Source organism: Bradyrhizobium sp. LA6.8 (genome assembly GCF_040547935.1).
In the GTDB taxonomy this organism is placed as follows: Bacteria; Pseudomonadota; Alphaproteobacteria; order Rhizobiales; family Xanthobacteraceae; genus Bradyrhizobium; species Bradyrhizobium barranii.
Genome location: NZ_JBEPQQ010000012.1, coordinates 36,635 through 54,933 on the forward strand (window position 1 = coordinate 36,635; position 18,299 = coordinate 54,933).

Here is an 18,299-nt window from a genome sequence, read left to right on the forward strand (position 1 = left end):
TCAGTGCCGGTACTGCGGCTCTTCCGCGTCGAGCTGGCGGCGGATCGCGGCGAGATGCAATCGCGCGGATTCGGAATCGCCTTCGCGCATCTGCCTGTAGGTTTCCGCCGCGATCGCGGGATCGACCGGCAGCACCTTTCGTCCCGTCGACATCGCCAGCACCTGCACCTCGGCGGCGCGCTCGAGATAGTAGAGATCGTCCCAGGCCTCCGCGATGGTCGGCGCCAGCACCATCACGCCATGATGCTTCATGAAGACGATGTCGGCATCACCGACGGCCGAGGCGATCCTCGCGCCCTCGCGGTTGTCGAGTGCGAGGCCGTTGTAATCGCGGTCCACTGCGGTGCGGCCGTAGAATTTCAGCGCGGTCTGGCCGGCCCAGATCAGGGGATCCCCCTCGGTCATCGACAAAGCCGTGGCGTAGGGCATGTGGGTGTGGAAGGCGACCTTCGCGCGCGGCAGGCGCTTGTGCATCTCGGCGTGGATGTAGAACGCGGTTGCCTCGGGCGCGCCCTCGCCGTCGAGCACGTTGCCGTGGAAATCGCAGATCAGGAGCTTTGACGCCGTCAGCTCGCGGAAGGCGTAGCCATATGGATTGACCAGGAAGAGATCGTCATGGCCGGGCACCACGGCCGAGAAATGGTTGCAGATGCCCTCCTCAAAACCATTGCGCGCGGCCATGCGGAAGCAGGCTGCGAGGTCCTCGCGCGCGGTGCGGATCGCGTCGGTGGCGAGATCAGGCCGGTTCGAGCGGAACGGCGCAGGTGCGGATGAGGAAGATTGAAGGCTGTGCGCCATGGCGAAGGAAACCTCTTTCGGTCGGAAGAGGCCCGCGTTGTACAGGGCCGACGCCTCTGCGTCAGCCCCTGCGGGCGCCACCCTGCCCTTCGCGTCTCGCGCGGCGGCTTATTGCCGCCGCGGCACGCCGCCGGCATTCATGCCGCCGTCGATGACGAGCTCGCTGCCGGTGACGTAGCGCGAGGCATCGGAGGCCAGATACAGCACACCGGAAGCGATCTCCGCGGCCTGCCCGGCGCGGCCGAGCGGGGTTGCGACCTTGGCTCGCTCCTCGGGGTCGATCGGGGCGTTCTGGCCGGCGCCCGTTGCCCCCGTCGGAATCTTGCCCCAGATCGGGGTATCGATGATGCCGGGGTGAACGGAGTTGACGCGGATGCCGTCGCCGGCGGCCGCGCACTCCATCGCGATCGATTTGGCGAACAGCCGCACGCCGCCTTTGGTCAGCGAATAGGCCGAGAGGCCGGGCGCACCGCGCAAGCCCGCGAGCGAGGACATCATCACGATCGAGCTGCCGCCCGTCTTGCGCATCAGCGGCAGGCAATGCTTCACGGACAGAAACACGCCGTCGAGGTTGATCGCGTTCTGCTTGTGCCAGTCAGCGAGCGTCATATCGACGATCGAGGGTACCGCAATGCCGATGCCGGCATTGGAGACCATGATGTCGAGCCGGCCATGGCGCTTGGCGATCTCGGCTACGATCTCGATCCAGCGCTCCTCGCTGGTGACGTCCTGCTCCAGGAAAATCGCCTTGCCGCCGGCTTTTGTCACGCGCTTGACGAGCTCCGGGCCTCGCAGCTCGTCGATGTCGGTGATGACGACGGTAGCGCCTTCGCGCGCGAACAATTCGACGATAGCCTCGCCAATGCCCGAGGCGCCGCCCGTCACCAGCGCGACCTTGCCCTCAACCTGCCCTGCCATGTTCACTCCCTTTTTTGTTGTTTGAGCGGCTTATTTTTGACGCATGATCTCCGCGCAAACGCGTACCGCGTTTGTCGCGAGGGATCTTGCGTCATCTAATCACGGATGGCCCCTGGTCCGGTAGCGCGACGTCGACGACGCGGAATTGCACGCGCTCGGCGCCCTGGTACCGGTCGACCGACAACGATCCCGCGACATGCAATTGCTGACCGCGATTGGCGAGAAGTGCATTGCCGAGCTTCTGGCCGACCGAACGGAACGCAATGCCGTTGACGATCGAGCCGTCGCCCGACTTGAAGCGTAGCCTCAAATGCGCCTGTCCGACCTCATCGGCATAGACGAGCTGATGCGATGGCAGCGCCAGCACGACTTCCGGATTGCCGCTGCCGAAGGGACCGGCGCGGTTGAGCGTGGTCGCAAGCTCCGTCGTCACGGCGCGCGCGGACACCGCGCCGTCGACGTAGAGCTCGTTGACATGGCGCGCCTCGGCAACGTCGCGCGCCAGCGCGTTTTCGAGATAGGCGCGGAATTCGGCGAGCTTCTCCTTGCGCAACGTCACGCCCGCGGCCATCGCGTGGCCGCCGCCCTTCAGCAAGATGCCGTCGGTCACCGCCTGCCGCACCGCCTTGCCGAGATCAACACCGGCGATGGAGCGGCCCGATCCGGTGCCGATGCCGCCGGGCTCCAGCGCAATCGCAAAGGCCGGCCGCGAAAACTTCTCCTTCAGGCGGGACGCGACGAGGCCGACCACGCCGGGATGCCAGCCTTCGGAGGCCGTGACGATCACGCCAATCTTGTCCTCTAGCCCGATCGAGGCCAGCGCCTCGGCTTCGGCCTGCGCTTCCGCCGCCTGCTCGATGACGCGGCGCTCGCTGTTGAGGCGATCGAGTTCGGCCGCAATCCGCGCCGCCTCGACGCTGTCGCCTTCGAGCAAGAGCCGCACGCCAAGGTCGGCGCGGCCGATGCGGCCGCCGGCATTGACGCGCGGCCCCAGCATGAAGCCGAGATGCCAGGCCTCCGGCGGGCCGTTGAGCCGCGCCACGTCCATCAGCGCGGTGTGGCCGACATGGTCGCGCCGCCGCATCGCGATCAGGCCTTTTGCGACGAAAGCACGATTGAGCCCGATCAGCGGCGCCACATCCGCAACCGTGCCGAGCGCGACGTGATGCAGCATGCCGAGCAGATCGGGCTCGGGCATCTCGCTGGTCCAGAAGCCGCGCTGGCGCAGCTCGCGGTTGACGGCGACCAGCGTCACCAGCACGAGGCCGACGGCGGCGAGATGGCCGAGGCCCGAGAGATCGTCGAGCCGGTTCGGATTGACCAGCGCATCGACCTCCGGCAGCTCCGTGCCGGCTTGGTGATGATCGATCACGACCACGGACATGCCGAGGCGCTTGGCTTCAGCCAGCGGCTCGATGCTGGTGGTGCCGCAGTCGACGGTGACGAGCAGCGTGGCGCCCTTGGCGGCCAGCGCGCGGATCGCTTCGGTGTTCGGGCCGTAGCCTTCGAAAATCCGGTCGGGAATATGGATCAGCGGATCGAACCCACAATGGCGCAGATGCCAGGCGAGCAGCGCTGCCGAGGTGGCGCCGTCGACGTCGTAGTCGCCGAAGATCGCGACCTTCTCGCCGCGCATCGCTGCGTCCGCGATCCGCTTCGCGGCGGCCTCCATCTCGGTCACAGTGTACGGGTCCGGCAGCAGCTTGCGGATGGTCGGATCCAGGAAGTCGCTGACGCCATCGATGTCGATGCCGCGGCCCGCCAGCACCCGCGCCAGCAACTCCGGCAGCTGGTGCCGCTGCACGATGGCGAGCGCCTTGGCCGCCCCGCGCGCATCCAGCCGGTCGAGCCAAAGCTTGTCGGTGAGCGAGCGCGCGACGCCCAGAAACGCCTGGGGCACTTCGACGGGCAAGGCAGTTGCGGGCGGCGTCATGAGTCGAGACTGGCTTGAGGAACCCGGGAATCGGACTGGGCGTTGCGGCGATCGGCCGGCAATGACGATTGACCTGGAATCCCCCGGGATTTGCAATGTCCGCGCCGCACAAAGCGGTGGATTGCCACTTTGCTGCGCGGACTGACTATCATTTGGGCATTCCGTGGAACAGCAAATTAAGCGGGCGTTAGGCGGAATCTTCGAAAAAGACTCGTATTCGATCTGTAATTAGTTGTTTCGGGTTCGTTGCAGATCAGGCCTCATTGCCAAGGGAAGCTCCCCGATGTCTGCTGCGCTGGGTCTGAAAGCCAAGCCGATCGCCACCGAACCCGCTGATGACGATTCCGATATCTCCGCACTGATCAATCGCCTGACCGCGGAGGTCAATCAGATCGCAGTCGACAAGACCAAGGCGATTCAGCAGATCACCAACCAGATGAAGATGCTGGCGCTGAACGCGCTGATCGAGAGCTCGCGCGCCGGCGCGCAAGGCGCCGGCTTCGCGGTGGTGGCGCAGGAGGTGCGCGGCGTCGGCCAGCAGGTCGAAACCATCGCGCGCGAGCTTGAAACCCAGCTGACGAAGCGCACCGGCGATCTCGTCGCCTCGATCGACCGCATGAGCCAGCGCTCGCGCGGCGAGCGCATGGTCGACCTGTCGCTCAACGCCATCGAGCTGATCGATCGCAACCTCTATGAACGCACCTGCGACGTGCGCTGGTGGGCGACCGATTCCGCCGTGGTCGATTGCGCGGCCTCGCCCAACGCCGCAGCCGTCTCCCATGCCTCGCAGCGCCTCGGCGTGATCCTCGGCGCCTACACCGTCTATCTCGACCTCTGGCTCTGCGACCTCGACGGCAACGTCATCGCCAACGGCCGCGCCGACCGATTTCGCGTCGTCGGCCAGAACGTCGCCCACACCAAGTGGTTTCGCGAGGCGCGAACCTTGCGCTCCGGCGACGACTATGTCGCCGGTGACGTCGAGAACCAGCCGCTGCTCGGCAATGCCCAGGTCGCGACCTATTGTGCCAGCGTCCGCGCCGGCGGCCAGGCCAACGGCGCGCCGATCGGCGTGCTCGCCATCCATTTCGACTGGGAGGCGCAGGCCCGCGCCATCGTGCAGGGCGTGCGCGTCGGCGACGGCGACAAGGCGCGCGTGCTGCTGGTCGATTCCAATCTGCGCGTGATCGCAGCTTCCGACGGTCAGGGTATTTTGAGCGAGCGCATCTCGATCTCGCTGAACGGCCAGCGCTCCGGCTTCTATCACGACCGCACGGGCGCACTGGTCGCGTTCCATGCGACGCCAGGCTACGAGACTTATCGCGGCCTCGGCTGGTACGGCGTGATCGTCTGCGGGGCGTGACGACATCATCGTGAAATCCGTGAGCACGGCAGCGTGACCGTCGAACGATGGTCGCGCCGTGATGCGGCGCGACTTACAAACTATCCGAGATAACCAGACACTCCGTCCCACAACAGCTTCAACGCCGTCACGGCCAGCAAACCATGGCACGCCCGGTAGATCTGCCGCTGGTCCAGCTTTCCGTGCAGCCGCCAGCCGAGCCAGACGCCGCTGGGAATGGCAAAGAGGCACGCCGCCATCACGATCCAGACGTTGCCCGCCGGCCGCACCAGCAACAGCCAAGGTACCGCCTTGATCGCGTTGCCGACAGTGAAGAACAGGCTCGTCGTTCCCGCGTAGACCTCCTTGCTGAGGCCAAGCGGCAGGAGGTACATCGCCAGCGGCGGTCCGCCGGAATGCGCGACCATGGTCGTGACACCCGAGGCAAGGCCGGCAGCAACCGCCTTCGGCGAGGAGCGCGGACGAATGACCACCTTCGGATCACTCACGAGCCATATGCCAACGAAGCTCAACGTCACGACCGCCATCACGATCGCGACGACGCGATGGTCCAATACACGGAACAAGAGATAGCCGAGGGCAATGCCGATCACGAGCCCGGGCAACAGCAGCACCAGGTCCGGCTTCGACCATGTCGAGGACTTCCAGTAGCGCAACGCGAACAGGTCCATGGCGATGAAGAGCGGCGCGAGCAGGCCGCCCGCGGTGACCGGATCCATCACGCACGACAGCAACGGAATGCCGACGATGGAGAAGCCGCCGCCGAATGCGCCCTTCATGAAGCAGATCAAGAAGACGCCGGAAAAGGCGATGATCACCGTGGCGACCGTCAAATCCATATGCGCATCTCCATGACCGTCACGCTCGCGGCTCGGCGCGCGTCACGCCGAAACATCGCGGGCGAGACTTGGCTCAGTTCGCCGTAACGTCGTCATCGGTTGCTGTTGGGCCGGCGTCGGTCGACGTCGCTCGCGAGGTTCGAGGCGGCTCGCCCTTCGGCTGGAAAAAGAGACCGGGCAGCACTGACGGCAGGCCAAAAGTCATTCCGAGGAATGCCAGAAACACATCAAGATAGCTCACGCTCATTCTGTTGCTCCGCTTTGTCGGGCGCGACCACCTCTCGGTGCATTTGAGGGGCGATGCGGCGCAATATGAGCCGGTACAAATCTCAGTACAATAAGAACATTGATCTCGGTGCAATTTCGCCGCCTCCGCATGAGCAGGGCTTCGATCCGACCGCGGCAGGCGCGGCGTCCACGCCGCCGCAACGAGTCTTCTGAGCATTTTCCGGCAAGGCAGGACGGTTACAGGCAAGAGCTTGCCGCATTGCTCGGCTACGCTGCGCTTCGCATCACGTTGGGCGGACGTGACGTGATCGGCCCACGGATTGGGATCACTCACGCTCGTCACATGCCGAGGAGACATGCCATGAAGATCGTCGTGATCGGCGGGACCGGATTGATCGGATCCAAGCTCGTGACGAAGTTGAAACAACACGGCCACGAGGCCGTTGCAGCCTCGCCGAAATCAGGCGTGAACGCCGTGACCGGGGAAGGCCTCGCAGCAGCGCTGGCTGGCGCGGATGTCGTCGTCGACGTTGCCAACGCGCCGTCCTGGGAGCCCGCCGCCGTGCTCGATTTCTTCCAGCGCTCGAGCACAAACCTAGTCGCGGCAGAGGCAGCCGCGGGCGTGAAGCATCACGTGGCGCTGTCGATCGTGGGGACCGAACGGTCGCCCGACAATTCCTATTTTCGGGCCAAGTTCGCCCAGGAGACCATCATCAAATCCTCGTCGGTCCCCTACTCCATCGTTCGTGCCACCCAGTTCTTCGAATTCCTCGGCGCCATTGCCGAAACGGCTGTGGTCGAAGGAAAGATCGTCGTCCCGTCCGCACTGTTTCAGCCGATCGCCGCCGAAGACGTCGCTGACCGCCTCGCAGAGGTCGCCATGGGCCGGCCGCTCAACGGCACCATCGATATCGCAGGCCCCGAGAAGGCGCCCTTCAATGAATTCATTGCGCGGCGCCTCAAGGCGTCCGGCGACGCCCGACCGGTGGTGGGAGACCCGAAGGCACCGTACTACGGCGCCCCCATCGACGACACATCGCTGAACCCGCTCGGCGAAGCGCGGCTTGGAAAAACGCCGCTCGCGACGTGGCTCGCAAGGCTCTGAGGATCCGCCAGACCTTCCATCACGACAACCACTGCAATGAAGGAAATCCCATGCGCAGATTGCTGATCGCAACGGCGGTTTATGCCGCATCAGTCCTGACGGGCCATGCGGCCGAACCGGCACCTCTGGCCAAAGTGACGGTCGTGTTCGACCAGGCGCTGCCGAACGTCCCAGGCAAGAGCATGAAGGGCGTGCTGGTCGAGTATGGTCCCGGAGGCTCCTCGCCGGCCCACATGCATCCGCGCTCCGCATTCATCTATGCGACCATCCTGGAAGGAGCGATCCGCAGTCAGGTCAATGACGAGCCCGCCAAGGTCTATCGCAAAGGAGAGAATTTCTTCGAAAAGCCCGGCGACCGTCACGCCATAAGCGCGAATGCCAGCGATACCGAACCTGCGAAGCTGCTGGCCGTCTTCGTCGTGGATTCGGCGGACAAGGAGCTGGTCACGCCGATCACGAAGTAGCACCGCCTCGTCACGCAGCGCGGCGCGCGGCCATCTCCGCGGCCAGCAGCAACGCGGCGCGGCTGGCGCCGATCGACGCGATGCCTTGCCCTGCGATGTCGTAGGCCGTGCCGTGCGCGGGCGTGCAGATCGGGAATGGGAAGCCACCGAAGGTCTGCCAGGGTCTCGAGGCGCTCGCCGGCGAGCTCGCCTGCGAGCGCATCAGCGACGCCGGGATCGGCGAAATCGCCGCCGCACATGACGAAATGGTTCGGCATTATCGCGAGGGCGATTTGATCCAGTTTTATCGCGGCAACCGCGCCATTCACGAGGCCATTGTCGCAGCAGTCGAAAATCCCGCGCTGACCGGGCTCTATGCTTCCGTGACCGCGCGCATTCGCCGCGCGCGTTATGTCACGCCGATGACACCGCAGCGCTGGGCGTTCGCCGTGAAGGAGCACGAGGCGATCCTGAACGCGCTGCAGCGGCGCGATGGCGCCGGCCTCTCCCACATCCTGCGTGCGCATCTGCGCCACAAGCGCGAAGAGGTTTTGCAGGCGGGCTTTGCCGAGACGGAAGGAAACGACCTCGCGCTGCGGATCGCGTGAGGCGGCCGTGCCCGGCGAGCACTCGTTCGCCCCATTCCGCGTCTGGCCTTCGCGCCGCTTCGCTGCGATAACCGCCCCGAAGATCGGTCATAAGATCAGGCGACGCCGCAATGAACAAACCGCTGCCCTCAGACCCCGCCGCGCGTGCGACCTCCGACAGCACGGGAAGCGCGCCGCAAGGCGGCTTTGCCGATCTCGTTCCCGAACTCAGCGTTTCCAGCATTCAAGCCAGCCTGCCGTTCTGGCGCGACTTGCTCGGCTTCGAGCTCGCCTATGATCGCCCCGATGCGCGATTTGCGTATCTCGCCAGGGGGCGATTGCAAGTCATGCTCTGCGAACTGAATGGACGCTGGGAGACGGCAGAGATGCAGCGGCCATTCGGACGCGGCGTCAATTTCCAGATGGTCGTCGATCGCATTGATCCCATGCTGAGGGCTCTCGGCGATGCCAAATGGCCGCTCTACGAGCAGCCGAACGAAGCCTGGTATCGGGTCGGCGACCAGGAATTCGGCCAGCGCGAATTCCTCGTCCAGGATCCGGACGGTTACCTCGTGCGCTTCGTCGAACGCCTGGGCATGCGCACGCCATCCTGACGCAAAGATTCGTCCAGTCCTGCCGCATCGCGCAATCAGGAGACACTATCGCGACGGTGCACGCTGCCCGGACCATTGAACTGATGCACGCTCTCTGTCGTGTGGGGCGTATGCTGCATTCGGTTCACGAGCCGAACTTGCTCAATTTCGCATTCGCCCGATTATCCTTGCGACCCTCTGTCAGCTGACGTGGTCGCGCGTTAGACGTGAAGCTCCCCCGCTTCACGCTCCGCGAGCACCTCGGCTCGCCGTTGCGCAGCCAACGGAGACCATCTCATGACCAAACCAAGCATCGTTTTCGCGCACGGCCTCTGGGCTGACGGATCGTGCTTCGGCAAGCTGATCCCGGCGCTGCAAGCCGAAGGCCACGAGGTCCTGGCGAGCCAGCACGGGCTCGATTCACTCGCAACCGACGTCGCCTGCGTGACGGCGTGCTTTGGCCGTGTTCCCGGACCCGTGGTCCTCGTCGGCCACTCCTATGGCGGCACACTGATCACGCATGCCGGAACTGATCCGCGGGTCGCCGCGCTGGTCTACATCGCCGCGCTCGCGCCCGCTGCCGACGAAACTTCGCAGAGCCAGATTGCACAATTTCCGGCGACGCAGGTGTTCGACCACATCGACGCGCCGGCAGGCCGTGTCTGGCTCAAGCCAAGCGGCCTGACGCACTTTGCCGGCGACCTGCCCGAAGCCGAGCAAAAGCTGGTCTACGCAACGCAAGGGGCGCCGGTTGCGGATCTCCTGACCCAAAAGGTCGATGGCACAGCGTGGACCTCGAAGCCGAGCTGGTACATCCTCGCCAGCAAGGACCAGACGGTTCACCCCGATCTGCAACACTTCGTCTCGAAGCGCATGAACGCCACCGTGACCGAAGTGCCTTCGTCCCACGTCCCCATGCTGTCGAAGCCGGATGTGGTGCTGGATGTGATCCGAAAGGCTGCGAATGCGGTCACAGCGAAGTAGCATCGGCTGACATACCATACCGAACCAAGGCAGATGACGTTGTCATTCTTCGGATCAGGTCCGGGCGGCGCGAGACCGCCCGGACCTTTTGTCCATCGCGAAAACGCCATGCCGATTTCTGCTTTTTCTAATATCTATTAATCCGATTGTAACAGCGCATATTATTCGTTTGTCAAAATCCTCCTTCTGCGTAGCCTGATCCCGCGCCATCGCCCGGCTGCCCGTAAAGGCCGCCCCCGAGAACAGCGAGGCACCGGAGGATTGGATGACGACGACGCTCGACGCATCGGGAATGCCTGCACGTTCGCTGCTGCCCTTCCTTGATCGCGAGCACACGATCGCGAGGCCGGGCTACAGCCGATGGATGGTGCCGCCCGCGGCGCTTTGCGTGCATTTGTGCATCGGGCAGGCCTACGCCTTCAGCGTCTTCAACCTGCCGATGACCAAGCTGATCGGCATCACCCAATCGGCATCCGGCGACTGGAAGCTCACCGAGCTCGGCTGGATTTTCTCCATCGCGATGGTGTTCCTCGGATTGTCGGCCGCAGTGTTCGGACGCTGGGTCGAGGAAGGCGGCCCGCGCAAGGCGATGTTCACCGCCGGCGTTGCCTGGGCGAGTGCGTTCCTGATCTCGGCCCTCGGCGTCTATCTCCACAATCTCTGGATCATCTATCTCGGCTACGGCGTGATCGGCGGCTGCGCGCTCGGCATCGGCTACATCTCCCCGGTTTCGACGCTCATGAAGTGGTTTCCCGACCGGCCGGGCATGGCCACCGGCATGGCGATCATGGGCTTTGGCGGCGGCGCGCTGATCGCCTCCCCCCTCTCCGTCTGGCTGATGAGCAAGTTTGCGACCACGAGCGACGTCGGCGTGCTCGGCGCCTTCATCACGCTCGGCTGTGTCTACTTCGTCTTCATGATGGTCGGCTCCGCCATCGTGCGCGTGCCGGCGCCGGGCTGGAAGCCGGAGGGTTATGTGCCGCCTGCGGCCGCCACCAAGCTGATGACCAGGAACGACGTGTTCGTCTACCAGGCGATCAAGACGCCGCAGTTCTGGCTGATCTGGATCGTGCTGTTCTGCAACACCACCGCCGGCATCGGCGTGCTCGGCCAGGCCTCAGCGATGAGCCAGGAGATGTTCCCCGGCCACATCACCGCGGTGGCGGCCGCAGGTCTCGTCGGCCTGATGAGCCTGTTCAACATGGGCGGGCGTTTCAGTTGGGCCTCGCTATCCGACTTCATCGGACGCAAGAACACCTATTTCGTCTACATGGTGCTCGGAATCGCCCTCTACGTGACCGTGCCCTATGCCGGCGCGAGCGGCAATGTCGTGCTGTTCGTGCTGTGCTTCCTGATCATCGTCAGCATGTATGGCGGCGGCTTTTCCACCGTGCCGGCCTATCTGCGCGACATGTTCGGCACGCGCTATGTCGGCGCCATCCACGGCATCCTGCTGACGGCCTGGTCGATGGCCGGCATCGCCGGGCCTGTGCTGATCAACTACATCCGCGAATACAACGTCACGCATGGCGTGCCCAAGGCGCAGGCCTACAACACGACCATGTACATCATGGCCGGACTGCTCGTGGTCGGCTTCCTCGCCAATCTCTGCGTCCGTGCCGTCGACAAGCGTCATCACATGAAGGACGAGGACAGTTCAGGTCTCGAGGCGGCGCGTGCTGCCTGACGTTCGGACGAACACAAGGAGGCAACCATGACCACGACATCACGGAGCGAAGCGTCATTCTCCCAATCGCTGCTGAGCTGGATCGCCTGGCGGGTATCCCGGACGATGGCGGCGATGCGGCCGGTGCATCATGCCACCGAGATCGCGGCCGTAGCCGCGGCGAGCAACAATCCCTCGGGGGCCTGACATCATGCAGACCGCTCAGACGGCAAAGACCACCCCGCTGCAATTGGCGCTGGCCTGGAGCTTTGCGGGCATCCCCCTGCTCGCGGGCGTGATCCAGACCCTGCTCAATGCCATGAAGCTGTTTCAGTAGGCGGCGAATGCGTCCCACGAACATGCGTGCAGCGCTTCTCAGCGGCGCGCGACAGTTGATAACCGACGAAGGCTTCACCATCACCGTGCTGGCCGCGGTGATCGCCGCTGCAGTTCTCGCCGTCGGCTTCGACGCGACTGCGGACATCGTCGTCGCGACGCTCGCACTTGGCGCGGTGACGGCGCTCGCCGAGACCCGCCTGCACCGGCGCGGATAGATCCAGTCAAACGAGCCGTCAGCGGCGCTTGCGCGCGCCACGCGCCGGCGTTTCCGCCACGCGCCGAGTCTGCTCGGCGGCAAGGTCGCGCATGATCGCTATCGCGCTCTGCACATGGTCGTCGGGCTGGTCGACCGAATAGACGACATAGGCCGGCATCGAGAATTTCGGCGCTCCCACCACCAGGTGCAGCCGCCGCGACTTCAGCAGCGGCTCGACGATCCGGTGCGCAAAATAGCCGGAGCCGCCGTTGGCGAGGACGTGCTGCAGCCCGAGCCAGCCGATGTTGGCGGTCAGCGCAGGCCCCGCGAAATTGGGAAAGACGGCACTGTGCCGGGCGTAGAATTCGGGCCCCCAGTCGACATAGACGTAGCCCTCCTGCGGCTCCGGATCGCTCCTGGGATTGGTCGACACCAGCACAAGCTGCTCCTCGATCAGCAACTCGACCTTGAGGCCGGGGCGGCTTTGCGGGGTGTACATCACGCCGATGTCGATGCGTCCCTCGACCAGCCCCTGCATCAACTCGGGCTCAAGGGCGCTCTCGGCCCGGATGGAGATCTGAGGATTGGCCTCCTGCATGCGCGGCACCCAAAGCAGCAGGAACTCCTCCCACAGGCCGATGCGGCCGCCGACCACCAGCGCCCCGCTAAAGCCCTTGGGGAGGCCGACGTCGTGGCGGGCCTGCTCGACGGTGCGAACAAGCGTCGAGGCATGGCGCTGAAATTGCCGGCCGGCCACCGTGAGCGTCGCGCCCGCCTTGTTGCGCACGAACAGCGTGCAGCCGAGCAGCTCCTCGAGCGAGTGGATCCGCGTGCTGACGGTGGACTGGCTGACGTGAAGCCGGTCGGCGGCGGTGATGAAATTGCCGGTCGCGACCACGGTCAGAAATGTACGCGCGAGCTCGGTATCCAAGGGCGCACCTCACACATCGACATCGTCGATATGAAAGGCGCTGTCTTGAAGGATGTCAAACAGAAGCAGTGCCGCTCAGCAGCCCAGCTTGCCGGCGACCCCGCCAAAATCCTTGGCGACGATGTCCCAATTGCCGGTCGCCTCGAAATCGACCTTCTGAAGCGGGCCGTATTCGGTTGGCCGCGCCACGAACGCGGTCTTCAGCCCGTTCTTCTGCGCGGCGGCGAGATCGCCGTTGTGGGCGGCGACCATCATCACCTGCTCCGGCTTGAGGCCGAGCAGGCGCGCGGCGCCGAGATAGGTCTCGGGATCGGGCTTGTAGTGCTCGAACAGTTCGGCCGACATGATGAGGTCCCACGGCAGGCCCGCGAACTTCGCCATGTTGGTGAGCAGCGCGACGTTGCCGTTCGACAGCGGCGAGATCACGAATTTGGTCTTGAGGCGCGTCAGGCCGGCGACGCTGTCGGGCCAGGGATTGAGGCGATGCCAACCCTTGGTGAGATAGTCGAGGTCGGCCTCGGTCAAACCCTTGATCGCGAACTTCTCGACCAGCTTGTCCAGCGAGCGGCGGTGCAGGACGTCGAGGATGACATAGCCACGTTCGGGGTGCTTGCGCACGTCATCCATGGCGGCCGTGTACATGCCGCGCCAGCCGTCGACCAAAGCGGTCCAGTCGGCGGAGATGCCGCGGCCCTTGCCCCACCACATGAGGTCGGTGATCAGGCTGGTGCGCCAGTCCACGACGGTGCCGAACACGTCGAAGACCAGGGCTTTGACGGAGGAGAGATCGGACATGTGCGCTTCCTCTTTTGTTGTTCTTGTCATTCCGGGGGGCGCGTCAGCACCAACCCGGAATCCAGAAGTTATGGCGCGAGATTCCGGTTTCTCCGGGCCGCGCGCTTTGCGCGGTCCCGTCGCCCCGGAATGACGAAGCGCGTCAGCCCAGGTAAAACTTCTCCAACTGCCGGTGCTCGGCCTTGATGTAACGCACGGTGCCGGTGACGGAGCGCATCACGACCGTCTCGGTCTCGATCACGCCGTCCTTGCGGAACTTGACGCCCGACAGCAGCGAGCCGGTGGTGACGCCGGTGGCGGCGAACAGGCAGTCGCCGCGTGCCATATCCTCGATGCCGTAGATCATCTTGGGATCGTTGACGCCCATCTTGGCGGCGCGCTCGCGCTTCTCGTCGGAATCCAGGATCAGGCGGCACTGCATCTGGCCACCGATGCAGCGCAGCGCCACGGCCGCGAGCACGCCTTCCGGCGCGCCGCCGGTGCCGAGATACATGTCGACGCCGGTGTTATCAGGATCGGCGCAGTGGATCACGCCGGCCACGTCGCCGTCGGTGATGAGGCGGACGGCGGCGCCGGTCGAGCGCACGCTCTCGATGATGCTGGCATGGCGCGGGCGGTCGAGCACGAGAACGGTGATGCCTTCCGGCTGGACACCCTTGGCCTTGGCGAGGCGGCGGACGTTGTCGGCGGGCGAGGCATCAATTTCGACAACACCCTTGTCGTAGCCGGGACCGATCGCGAGCTTCTCCATGTAGACGTCAGGAGCGTGCAGCAGCGTGCCGCCGTCGGCCATCGCCATGGTGGCAATCGAGCCCGGCATGTTCTTGGCGCACAGCGTGGTGCCTTCGAGCGGATCGACCGCGATGTCGACCTGCGGGCCGGCGTTCATGCCAACCTTCTCGCCGATGAACAGCATCGGCGCCTCGTCGCGCTCGCCCTCGCCGATCACGATGGTGCCCTCGATCGGCAGCTTGTTGAGCTCGCGCCGCATGGCGTCCACCGCGGCCTGGTCGGCCGCCTTCTCGTTGCCGTGCCCGCGCAGCCGCGCCGAAGACACCGCCGCCCGCTCCGTCACCCGCACGATCTCCAGCGTGAGGATGCGCTCGAGCAACGCGTGCGGCGGGACTGAAATATGGGTCGACATCGGCTAACTCCTTCGGAACAGTTTTGGACGGAGATCTCCGTCCGCATCAACTCGTAACACCCACAGTTCGTTCGAACCGTGTCCTATTGTTTGAGCATGACCTTTCCGGAAAACCTCTTCACACTTTTCCGGGTCATGCTCAGTTCTTCTCGATCCGGATCACCTGTGGCCGTCCGCTGATCACCTTGTCCTTCTGTACGGCCGCGAGCGCGCGTCGCACGGCGTCCTCGTGAGTTGCATAGGTGATCAGGATGACGGGCACGGGCACCGCCTTGCCGTTCGCCGGCGCAGCGCCGCCATTGGGATGACGCTGCACGATCGACTCGATCGAAATCTTCTGCTCCGCGAGCCGGGTCGCGATCGCGGCCGCAGTGCCCGGGAAATCGCGCGCCAGCAGGCGGATATAGTAGCCGCCCTCGTGCCGCTCCATCGGCGCTTTCTTGGTATCGCGCAGATGCGAGATCGGCCGGCCGAACGGATTGGCGCGGATGCCGCGCGCAACGTCGGCGATGTCGGCGACGACGGCGGATGCGGTCGCAGCACCGCCGGCACCGGGGCCGACCAGCGTGATCGGAGGGATGCCCTCGCCATCGATCGTGACCGCATTGGTGACGCCCATCACCTGCGCGATCGAGGAGGATTTTGGAACCATGGTCGGATGCACGCGCTGCTCGATGCCCTTGGCGGTGCGAACGGCAACACCGAGCAGCTTGAGCCGGTAACCGAGATCGTCGGCCGCGCGCAGATCTTCCGGCGCGATGGATGAGATACCTTCGACATACACCGCGCTTTGAGCAACTTTCGTGCCGAAAGCGAGGCTGGCGAGAATGGCAAGTTTTTGCGCGGTGTCGTGGCCATCGACGTCGAAGGACGGATTGGCCTCGGCGTAGCCGAGCCGCTGCGCATCCTTGAGGCATTCGGCAAAGGACAGGCCCTCCTGCTCCATCCGCGTCAGGATGTAATTGCAGGTGCCGTTGAGGATGCCGTAGACGCGGGTGACGCCGGTTCCGGCAAGCCCTTCGCGTAACGTTTTGATGACAGGGATCGCGGCGCCGACCGCTGCCTCGAAATTCAGCGCGCCGCCGTGCTTTTCGGCGGCCTTGGCAAGCTTCAGGCCGTGCTTGGCGAGCAGCGCCTTGTTGGCGGTGACGACCGACTTGCCCGCATTCAGTGCCGCTTCGACCGCAGAGAGAGCGGGATCACCGGCGCCGCCCATCAGCTCGACGAAGCAGTCGATGCCGGGATGCGTGGCCAGTGCCATGGGGTCCCTGACCCACTCGACGCCGCGCAGATCGACGCCGCGCTTCTTCGCCTTCGAGCGCGCGGTGACGGCGACGACGCGAATGCCGCGGCCGCTGCGGCCCGCGAGCACGCGGGCCTGGGTCTCGATCAAACGGACAACTTCGGCGCCCACGGTGCCGAGCCCCGCTATGCCCACTTTCAGGGGTGCAACCATGATGCTTTAGAAAACCTGCCGAAGAGAAACTTAACGCCGATTGGCGAGCGGAACGACGTTGTGCAACGTTTCGATGCCGCTTTCAAGGAAGCGGCGCACGCCGCGCGCGGCTTGTCTGATCCGTTGCTCGTTTTCCACCATGGCGATGCGGACATATCCTTCACCGTGCTCGCCGAAGCCGACGCCGGGCGAGACCGCGACGCCGGATTTCTCCACCATCAGGGTTGCGAACTGCATGCTGCCGACGCTGCGGAAGGCCTCCGGCAGCGGCACCCAGGCGAACATCGACGCTTCCGGCGGCGGGATCTCCCAGCCGGCGCGGCCGAATGACTCCACGAGCGCGTCGCGGCGCTTGCGGTAGGTGTCGCGCATCTCCTTGATGCAATCGTCAGGGCCGTTCAGCGCGGCGGTCGCGGCGACCTGCACCGGCGTGAAGGCGCCGTAGTCGAGGTAGGATTTGACGCGGGCGAGCGCCGCGATCACGCGCTCATTGCCGACCGCAAAGCCCATGCGCCAGCCGGCCATCGAATAGGTCTTCGACATCGAGGTGAACTCGACGGTGACGTCGATCGCGCCGGGCACCTGGAGCACCGAGGGCGGCGGGTTGTTCTCGTCGAAATAGACTTCGGCATAGGCGAGATCGGACAGGATCAGGATCTCGTGCTTCTTCGCGAACGCGACGAGGTCCTTGTAGAAGTCGAGGCTCGCGACATAGGCGGTCGGGTTCGAGGGGTAGCAGACGACGAGCGCGAGCGGCTTCGGGATCGAATGCACGATCGCCCGTTCCACCGCCTCGAAGAATTGCGGCGTCGGCTCCGAGGGCACCGAGCGGATCACGCCGCCCGCCATCAGGAATCCGAAGGCGTGAATCGGGTAGCTCGGGTTCGGGCAGAGGATGACGTCGCCGGGCGCGGTGATCGCCTGCGCCACATTGGCAAAGCCCTCCTTCGAACCGAGTGTCGCCACGACCTGGGTGTCGGGGTTGAGCTTCACGCCGAAGCGGCGGGCGTAATAAGCGGCCTGGGCGCGGCGCAGCCCGGGGATGCCGCGGGAGGCCGAGTAGCGGTCGGTGCGCGGCTTGCCCAGCGTCTCCTTCAGCTTCTCCAGCACATGCGCTGGCGCCGGCAGGTCCGGATTGCCCATGCCGAGGTCGATGATGTCGGCGCCGGCATTCCGCGCGGCTGCCTTGGCCCGGTTGACCTGCTCGAACACGTAAGGCGGAAGGCGGCGGATGCGGTAAAACTCTTCCATGGCTCTCTGGGCTCCGGGCAACCGGTCAGGACAGAATCGACCGGCCATGACAGCCGCTCGGGAAAGCTCTCGCCCCTTCGCGAAAATCACTCAAAATCAAACGCTTAGAGTAATATTCGACGGCAGGAGCTGAAGACGTTCGCCCTGACTCTTGGCTGAACTGAGGTCTTTTAGCACGGCATGGCGGGGGCGCCAGCGATTACGCCGCGTTACTTGGCGTCTTTTGCGGCAACCGATTGGCGGTCGCGCGCGGCGGCCAGCTCGGCTTCGATCTTGGCGCGCTGGTCCGGCGGGATGATTGCCTGATCACGATCCGGTGGCAGATCGTGCACCGGAAGGTACGAGCCGGGCTCCTTGGGATGGGCCTGCGCGTCGGTGGGGGTATAGTCAGCCAGCTGACTCGAGCAGCCGCCCAAGGCAAGCGCCGCCATCAGCAGCGCGCCACAGATCGGCAGCGACTTTTGCAGGTCCCTCAACGCCAACACTTGGGAAATCCCCTACTCGTCCCAACGCAAGGCTGCCGGAGCTTAACCCGACAACCTGCCCAAGCTCAAACCATTGCTGCCCACAAATGGTACGAGCGAGAATACTTCCAAGGCCCACTGCGGAAGAGGTGCACGCTGATTGTGACAAAACCAAGGGGCTTTGTCGCAGTGCAGCACATGTTGGAGCTTGTTTAACGCCAAACATGCGAGCTTCGCGGTGACGAATACAGAATGAATCGTTACTGTTC

General features: G+C 64.7%; 21 protein-coding genes and 1 pseudogene. 10 read left to right on the plus strand and 12 right to left on the minus strand.

Going from position 1 to position 18,299, the window contains the following annotated elements:
* The 3 genes from ABIA90_RS39430 to recJ all read right to left on the minus strand — a co-directional run bounded on the left by ABIA90_RS39430 (position 1) and on the right by recJ (position 3,649).
* Complete coding sequence (locus tag ABIA90_RS39430; RefSeq protein ID WP_071914263.1) at positions 1–798, minus strand: aldolase; 798 nt, start codon at positions 796–798, stop codon at positions 1–3.
* A 108-nt stretch (positions 799–906) separates the two neighbouring features.
* Positions 907–1,716, minus strand: coding sequence for an SDR family NAD(P)-dependent oxidoreductase (locus ABIA90_RS39435; RefSeq protein WP_063983487.1), 810 nt, complete (start codon positions 1,714–1,716; stop codon positions 907–909).
* 91 nt (positions 1,717–1,807) lie between these two features.
* Complete coding sequence (recJ, locus tag ABIA90_RS39440; RefSeq protein ID WP_354121656.1) at positions 1,808–3,649, minus strand: single-stranded-DNA-specific exonuclease RecJ; 1,842 nt, start codon at positions 3,647–3,649, stop codon at positions 1,808–1,810.
* Between the two features lie 283 nt (positions 3,650–3,932).
* On the opposite strand from recJ, the gene ABIA90_RS39445 reads away from it, so the two are divergent.
* Complete coding sequence (locus ABIA90_RS39445; protein WP_354121655.1) at positions 3,933–5,009, plus strand: methyl-accepting chemotaxis protein; 1,077 nt, start codon at positions 3,933–3,935, stop codon at positions 5,007–5,009.
* A gap of 80 nt (positions 5,010–5,089) precedes the next feature.
* Here ABIA90_RS39445 and ABIA90_RS39450 read toward each other — a convergent pair whose 3' ends face one another.
* Both ABIA90_RS39450 and ABIA90_RS39455 read right to left on the minus strand, forming a co-directional pair.
* Positions 5,090–5,848 (minus strand): sulfite exporter TauE/SafE family protein, encoded by a 759-nt coding sequence (locus ABIA90_RS39450; RefSeq protein WP_354121654.1) that lies wholly within the window; start codon positions 5,846–5,848, stop codon positions 5,090–5,092.
* Between the two features lie 73 nt (positions 5,849–5,921).
* On the minus strand, positions 5,922–6,095 hold the full coding sequence (locus ABIA90_RS39455; protein ID WP_354121653.1) for a hypothetical protein: 174 nt from the start codon (positions 6,093–6,095) through the stop codon (positions 5,922–5,924).
* A gap of 342 nt (positions 6,096–6,437) precedes the next feature.
* Between ABIA90_RS39455 and ABIA90_RS39460 the strand changes: the two genes are divergently transcribed.
* Positions 6,438–7,181, plus strand: coding sequence for an SDR family oxidoreductase (locus tag ABIA90_RS39460; RefSeq protein ID WP_354121652.1), 744 nt, complete (start codon positions 6,438–6,440; stop codon positions 7,179–7,181).
* Between the two features lie 50 nt (positions 7,182–7,231).
* Positions 7,232–7,645, plus strand: a complete 414-nt coding sequence (locus ABIA90_RS39465) for a cupin domain-containing protein (RefSeq protein WP_071914269.1) — start codon at positions 7,232–7,234, stop codon at positions 7,643–7,645.
* Positions 7,646–7,655: 10 nt separating this feature from the next.
* On the opposite strand, the pseudogene ABIA90_RS39470 reads toward ABIA90_RS39465, so the two are convergent.
* Positions 7,656–7,793 (minus strand): annotated as a pseudogene (locus ABIA90_RS39470) (4-hydroxythreonine-4-phosphate dehydrogenase PdxA); the annotation flags it as partial.
* Here ABIA90_RS39470 and ABIA90_RS39475 point away from each other — a divergent pair.
* The 7 genes from ABIA90_RS39475 (at position 7,768) to ABIA90_RS39505 (ending at position 12,008) form a co-directional block, all read left to right on the plus strand.
* On the plus strand, positions 7,768–8,232 hold the full coding sequence (locus ABIA90_RS39475) for a GntR family transcriptional regulator (protein ID WP_354122495.1): 465 nt from the start codon (positions 7,768–7,770) through the stop codon (positions 8,230–8,232). The pseudogene ABIA90_RS39470 and the gene ABIA90_RS39475 sit on opposite strands and share 26 nt — an antisense overlap.
* 110 nt (positions 8,233–8,342) lie before the next feature.
* Positions 8,343–8,825, plus strand: a complete 483-nt coding sequence (locus tag ABIA90_RS39480; protein ID WP_354121650.1) for a bleomycin resistance protein — start codon at positions 8,343–8,345, stop codon at positions 8,823–8,825.
* Between the two features lie 276 nt (positions 8,826–9,101).
* A complete protein-coding gene (locus ABIA90_RS39485) occupies positions 9,102–9,788 on the plus strand; it encodes an alpha/beta fold hydrolase (protein WP_354121649.1) in 687 nt (228 codons plus the stop codon).
* Positions 9,789–10,053: 265 nt separating this feature from the next.
* Positions 10,054–11,475, plus strand: a complete 1,422-nt coding sequence (locus ABIA90_RS39490) for an L-lactate MFS transporter (RefSeq protein WP_354121648.1) — start codon at positions 10,054–10,056, stop codon at positions 11,473–11,475.
* Between the two features lie 27 nt (positions 11,476–11,502).
* The gene (locus ABIA90_RS39495) at positions 11,503–11,661 is read left to right on the plus strand and encodes a hypothetical protein (RefSeq protein ID WP_166341092.1); all 159 of its coding nucleotides are present in this window, start codon (positions 11,503–11,505) and stop codon (positions 11,659–11,661) included.
* 4 nt (positions 11,662–11,665) lie between these two features.
* Entirely contained in the window at positions 11,666–11,791 is a 126-nt protein-coding gene (locus tag ABIA90_RS39500) for an MFS transporter small subunit (protein ID WP_014495518.1), read from the plus strand.
* Positions 11,792–11,813: 22 nt separating this feature from the next.
* Entirely contained in the window at positions 11,814–12,008 is a 195-nt protein-coding gene (locus ABIA90_RS39505; protein WP_354121647.1) for a hypothetical protein, read from the plus strand.
* 18 nt (positions 12,009–12,026) lie between these two features.
* On the opposite strand, the gene ABIA90_RS39510 is transcribed toward ABIA90_RS39505, so the two are convergent.
* The 6 genes from ABIA90_RS39510 to ABIA90_RS39535 all read right to left on the minus strand — a co-directional run bounded on the left by ABIA90_RS39510 (position 12,027) and on the right by ABIA90_RS39535 (position 18,051).
* Positions 12,027–12,920 (minus strand): LysR family transcriptional regulator, encoded by an 894-nt coding sequence (locus ABIA90_RS39510; RefSeq protein WP_354121646.1) that lies wholly within the window; start codon positions 12,918–12,920, stop codon positions 12,027–12,029.
* A gap of 75 nt (positions 12,921–12,995) precedes the next feature.
* A complete protein-coding gene (locus tag ABIA90_RS39515; protein WP_354121645.1) occupies positions 12,996–13,715 on the minus strand; it encodes a haloacid dehalogenase type II in 720 nt (239 codons plus the stop codon).
* 142 nt (positions 13,716–13,857) lie between these two features.
* On the minus strand, positions 13,858–14,859 hold the full coding sequence (glpX, locus tag ABIA90_RS39520) for a class II fructose-bisphosphatase (RefSeq protein ID WP_063983497.1): 1,002 nt from the start codon (positions 14,857–14,859) through the stop codon (positions 13,858–13,860).
* Positions 14,860–14,998: 139 nt separating this feature from the next.
* Complete coding sequence (locus ABIA90_RS39525) at positions 14,999–16,315, minus strand: homoserine dehydrogenase (protein ID WP_135213524.1); 1,317 nt, start codon at positions 16,313–16,315, stop codon at positions 14,999–15,001.
* Positions 16,316–16,345: 30 nt separating this feature from the next.
* Entirely contained in the window at positions 16,346–17,566 is a 1,221-nt protein-coding gene (locus ABIA90_RS39530) for an LL-diaminopimelate aminotransferase (protein ID WP_282519440.1), read from the minus strand.
* Positions 17,567–17,775: 209 nt separating this feature from the next.
* The gene (locus tag ABIA90_RS39535; RefSeq protein ID WP_354121644.1) at positions 17,776–18,051 is read right to left on the minus strand and encodes a hypothetical protein; all 276 of its coding nucleotides are present in this window, start codon (positions 18,049–18,051) and stop codon (positions 17,776–17,778) included.
* Between the last annotated feature and the right edge of the window lie 248 nt (positions 18,052–18,299).

Excerpts from the sequence above, each read along its gene's own strand:
- ABIA90_RS39430 (WP_071914263.1), bottom strand. The coding sequence starts at position 798 with ATGGCGCACAGCCTTCAATCTTCCTCATCCGCACCTGCGCCGTTCCGC.
- ABIA90_RS39435 (WP_063983487.1), bottom strand. The coding sequence starts at position 1,716 with ATGGCAGGGCAGGTTGAGGGCAAGGTCGCGCTGGTGACGGGCGGCGCC.
- recJ (WP_354121656.1), bottom strand. The coding sequence starts at position 3,649 with ATGACGCCGCCCGCAACTGCCTTGCCCGTCGAAGTGCCCCAGGCGTTT.
- ABIA90_RS39445 (WP_354121655.1), top strand. The coding sequence starts at position 3,933 with ATGTCTGCTGCGCTGGGTCTGAAAGCCAAGCCGATCGCCACCGAACCC.
- ABIA90_RS39450 (WP_354121654.1), bottom strand. The coding sequence starts at position 5,848 with ATGGATTTGACGGTCGCCACGGTGATCATCGCCTTTTCCGGCGTCTTC.
- ABIA90_RS39455 (WP_354121653.1), bottom strand. The coding sequence starts at position 6,095 with ATGAGCGTGAGCTATCTTGATGTGTTTCTGGCATTCCTCGGAATGACT.
- ABIA90_RS39460 (WP_354121652.1), top strand. The coding sequence starts at position 6,438 with ATGAAGATCGTCGTGATCGGCGGGACCGGATTGATCGGATCCAAGCTC.
- ABIA90_RS39465 (WP_071914269.1), top strand. The coding sequence starts at position 7,232 with ATGCGCAGATTGCTGATCGCAACGGCGGTTTATGCCGCATCAGTCCTG.
- ABIA90_RS39480 (WP_354121650.1), top strand. The coding sequence starts at position 8,343 with ATGAACAAACCGCTGCCCTCAGACCCCGCCGCGCGTGCGACCTCCGAC.
- ABIA90_RS39485 (WP_354121649.1), top strand. The coding sequence starts at position 9,102 with ATGACCAAACCAAGCATCGTTTTCGCGCACGGCCTCTGGGCTGACGGA.
- ABIA90_RS39490 (WP_354121648.1), top strand. The coding sequence starts at position 10,054 with ATGACGACGACGCTCGACGCATCGGGAATGCCTGCACGTTCGCTGCTG.
- ABIA90_RS39495 (WP_166341092.1), top strand. The coding sequence starts at position 11,503 with ATGACCACGACATCACGGAGCGAAGCGTCATTCTCCCAATCGCTGCTG.
- ABIA90_RS39500 (WP_014495518.1), top strand. The coding sequence starts at position 11,666 with ATGCAGACCGCTCAGACGGCAAAGACCACCCCGCTGCAATTGGCGCTG.
- ABIA90_RS39505 (WP_354121647.1), top strand. The coding sequence starts at position 11,814 with ATGCGTGCAGCGCTTCTCAGCGGCGCGCGACAGTTGATAACCGACGAA.
- ABIA90_RS39515 (WP_354121645.1), bottom strand. The coding sequence starts at position 13,715 with ATGTCCGATCTCTCCTCCGTCAAAGCCCTGGTCTTCGACGTGTTCGGC.
- glpX (WP_063983497.1), bottom strand. The coding sequence starts at position 14,859 with ATGTCGACCCATATTTCAGTCCCGCCGCACGCGTTGCTCGAGCGCATC.
- ABIA90_RS39525 (WP_135213524.1), bottom strand. The coding sequence starts at position 16,315 with ATGGTTGCACCCCTGAAAGTGGGCATAGCGGGGCTCGGCACCGTGGGC.
- ABIA90_RS39530 (WP_282519440.1), bottom strand. The coding sequence starts at position 17,566 with ATGGAAGAGTTTTACCGCATCCGCCGCCTTCCGCCTTACGTGTTCGAG.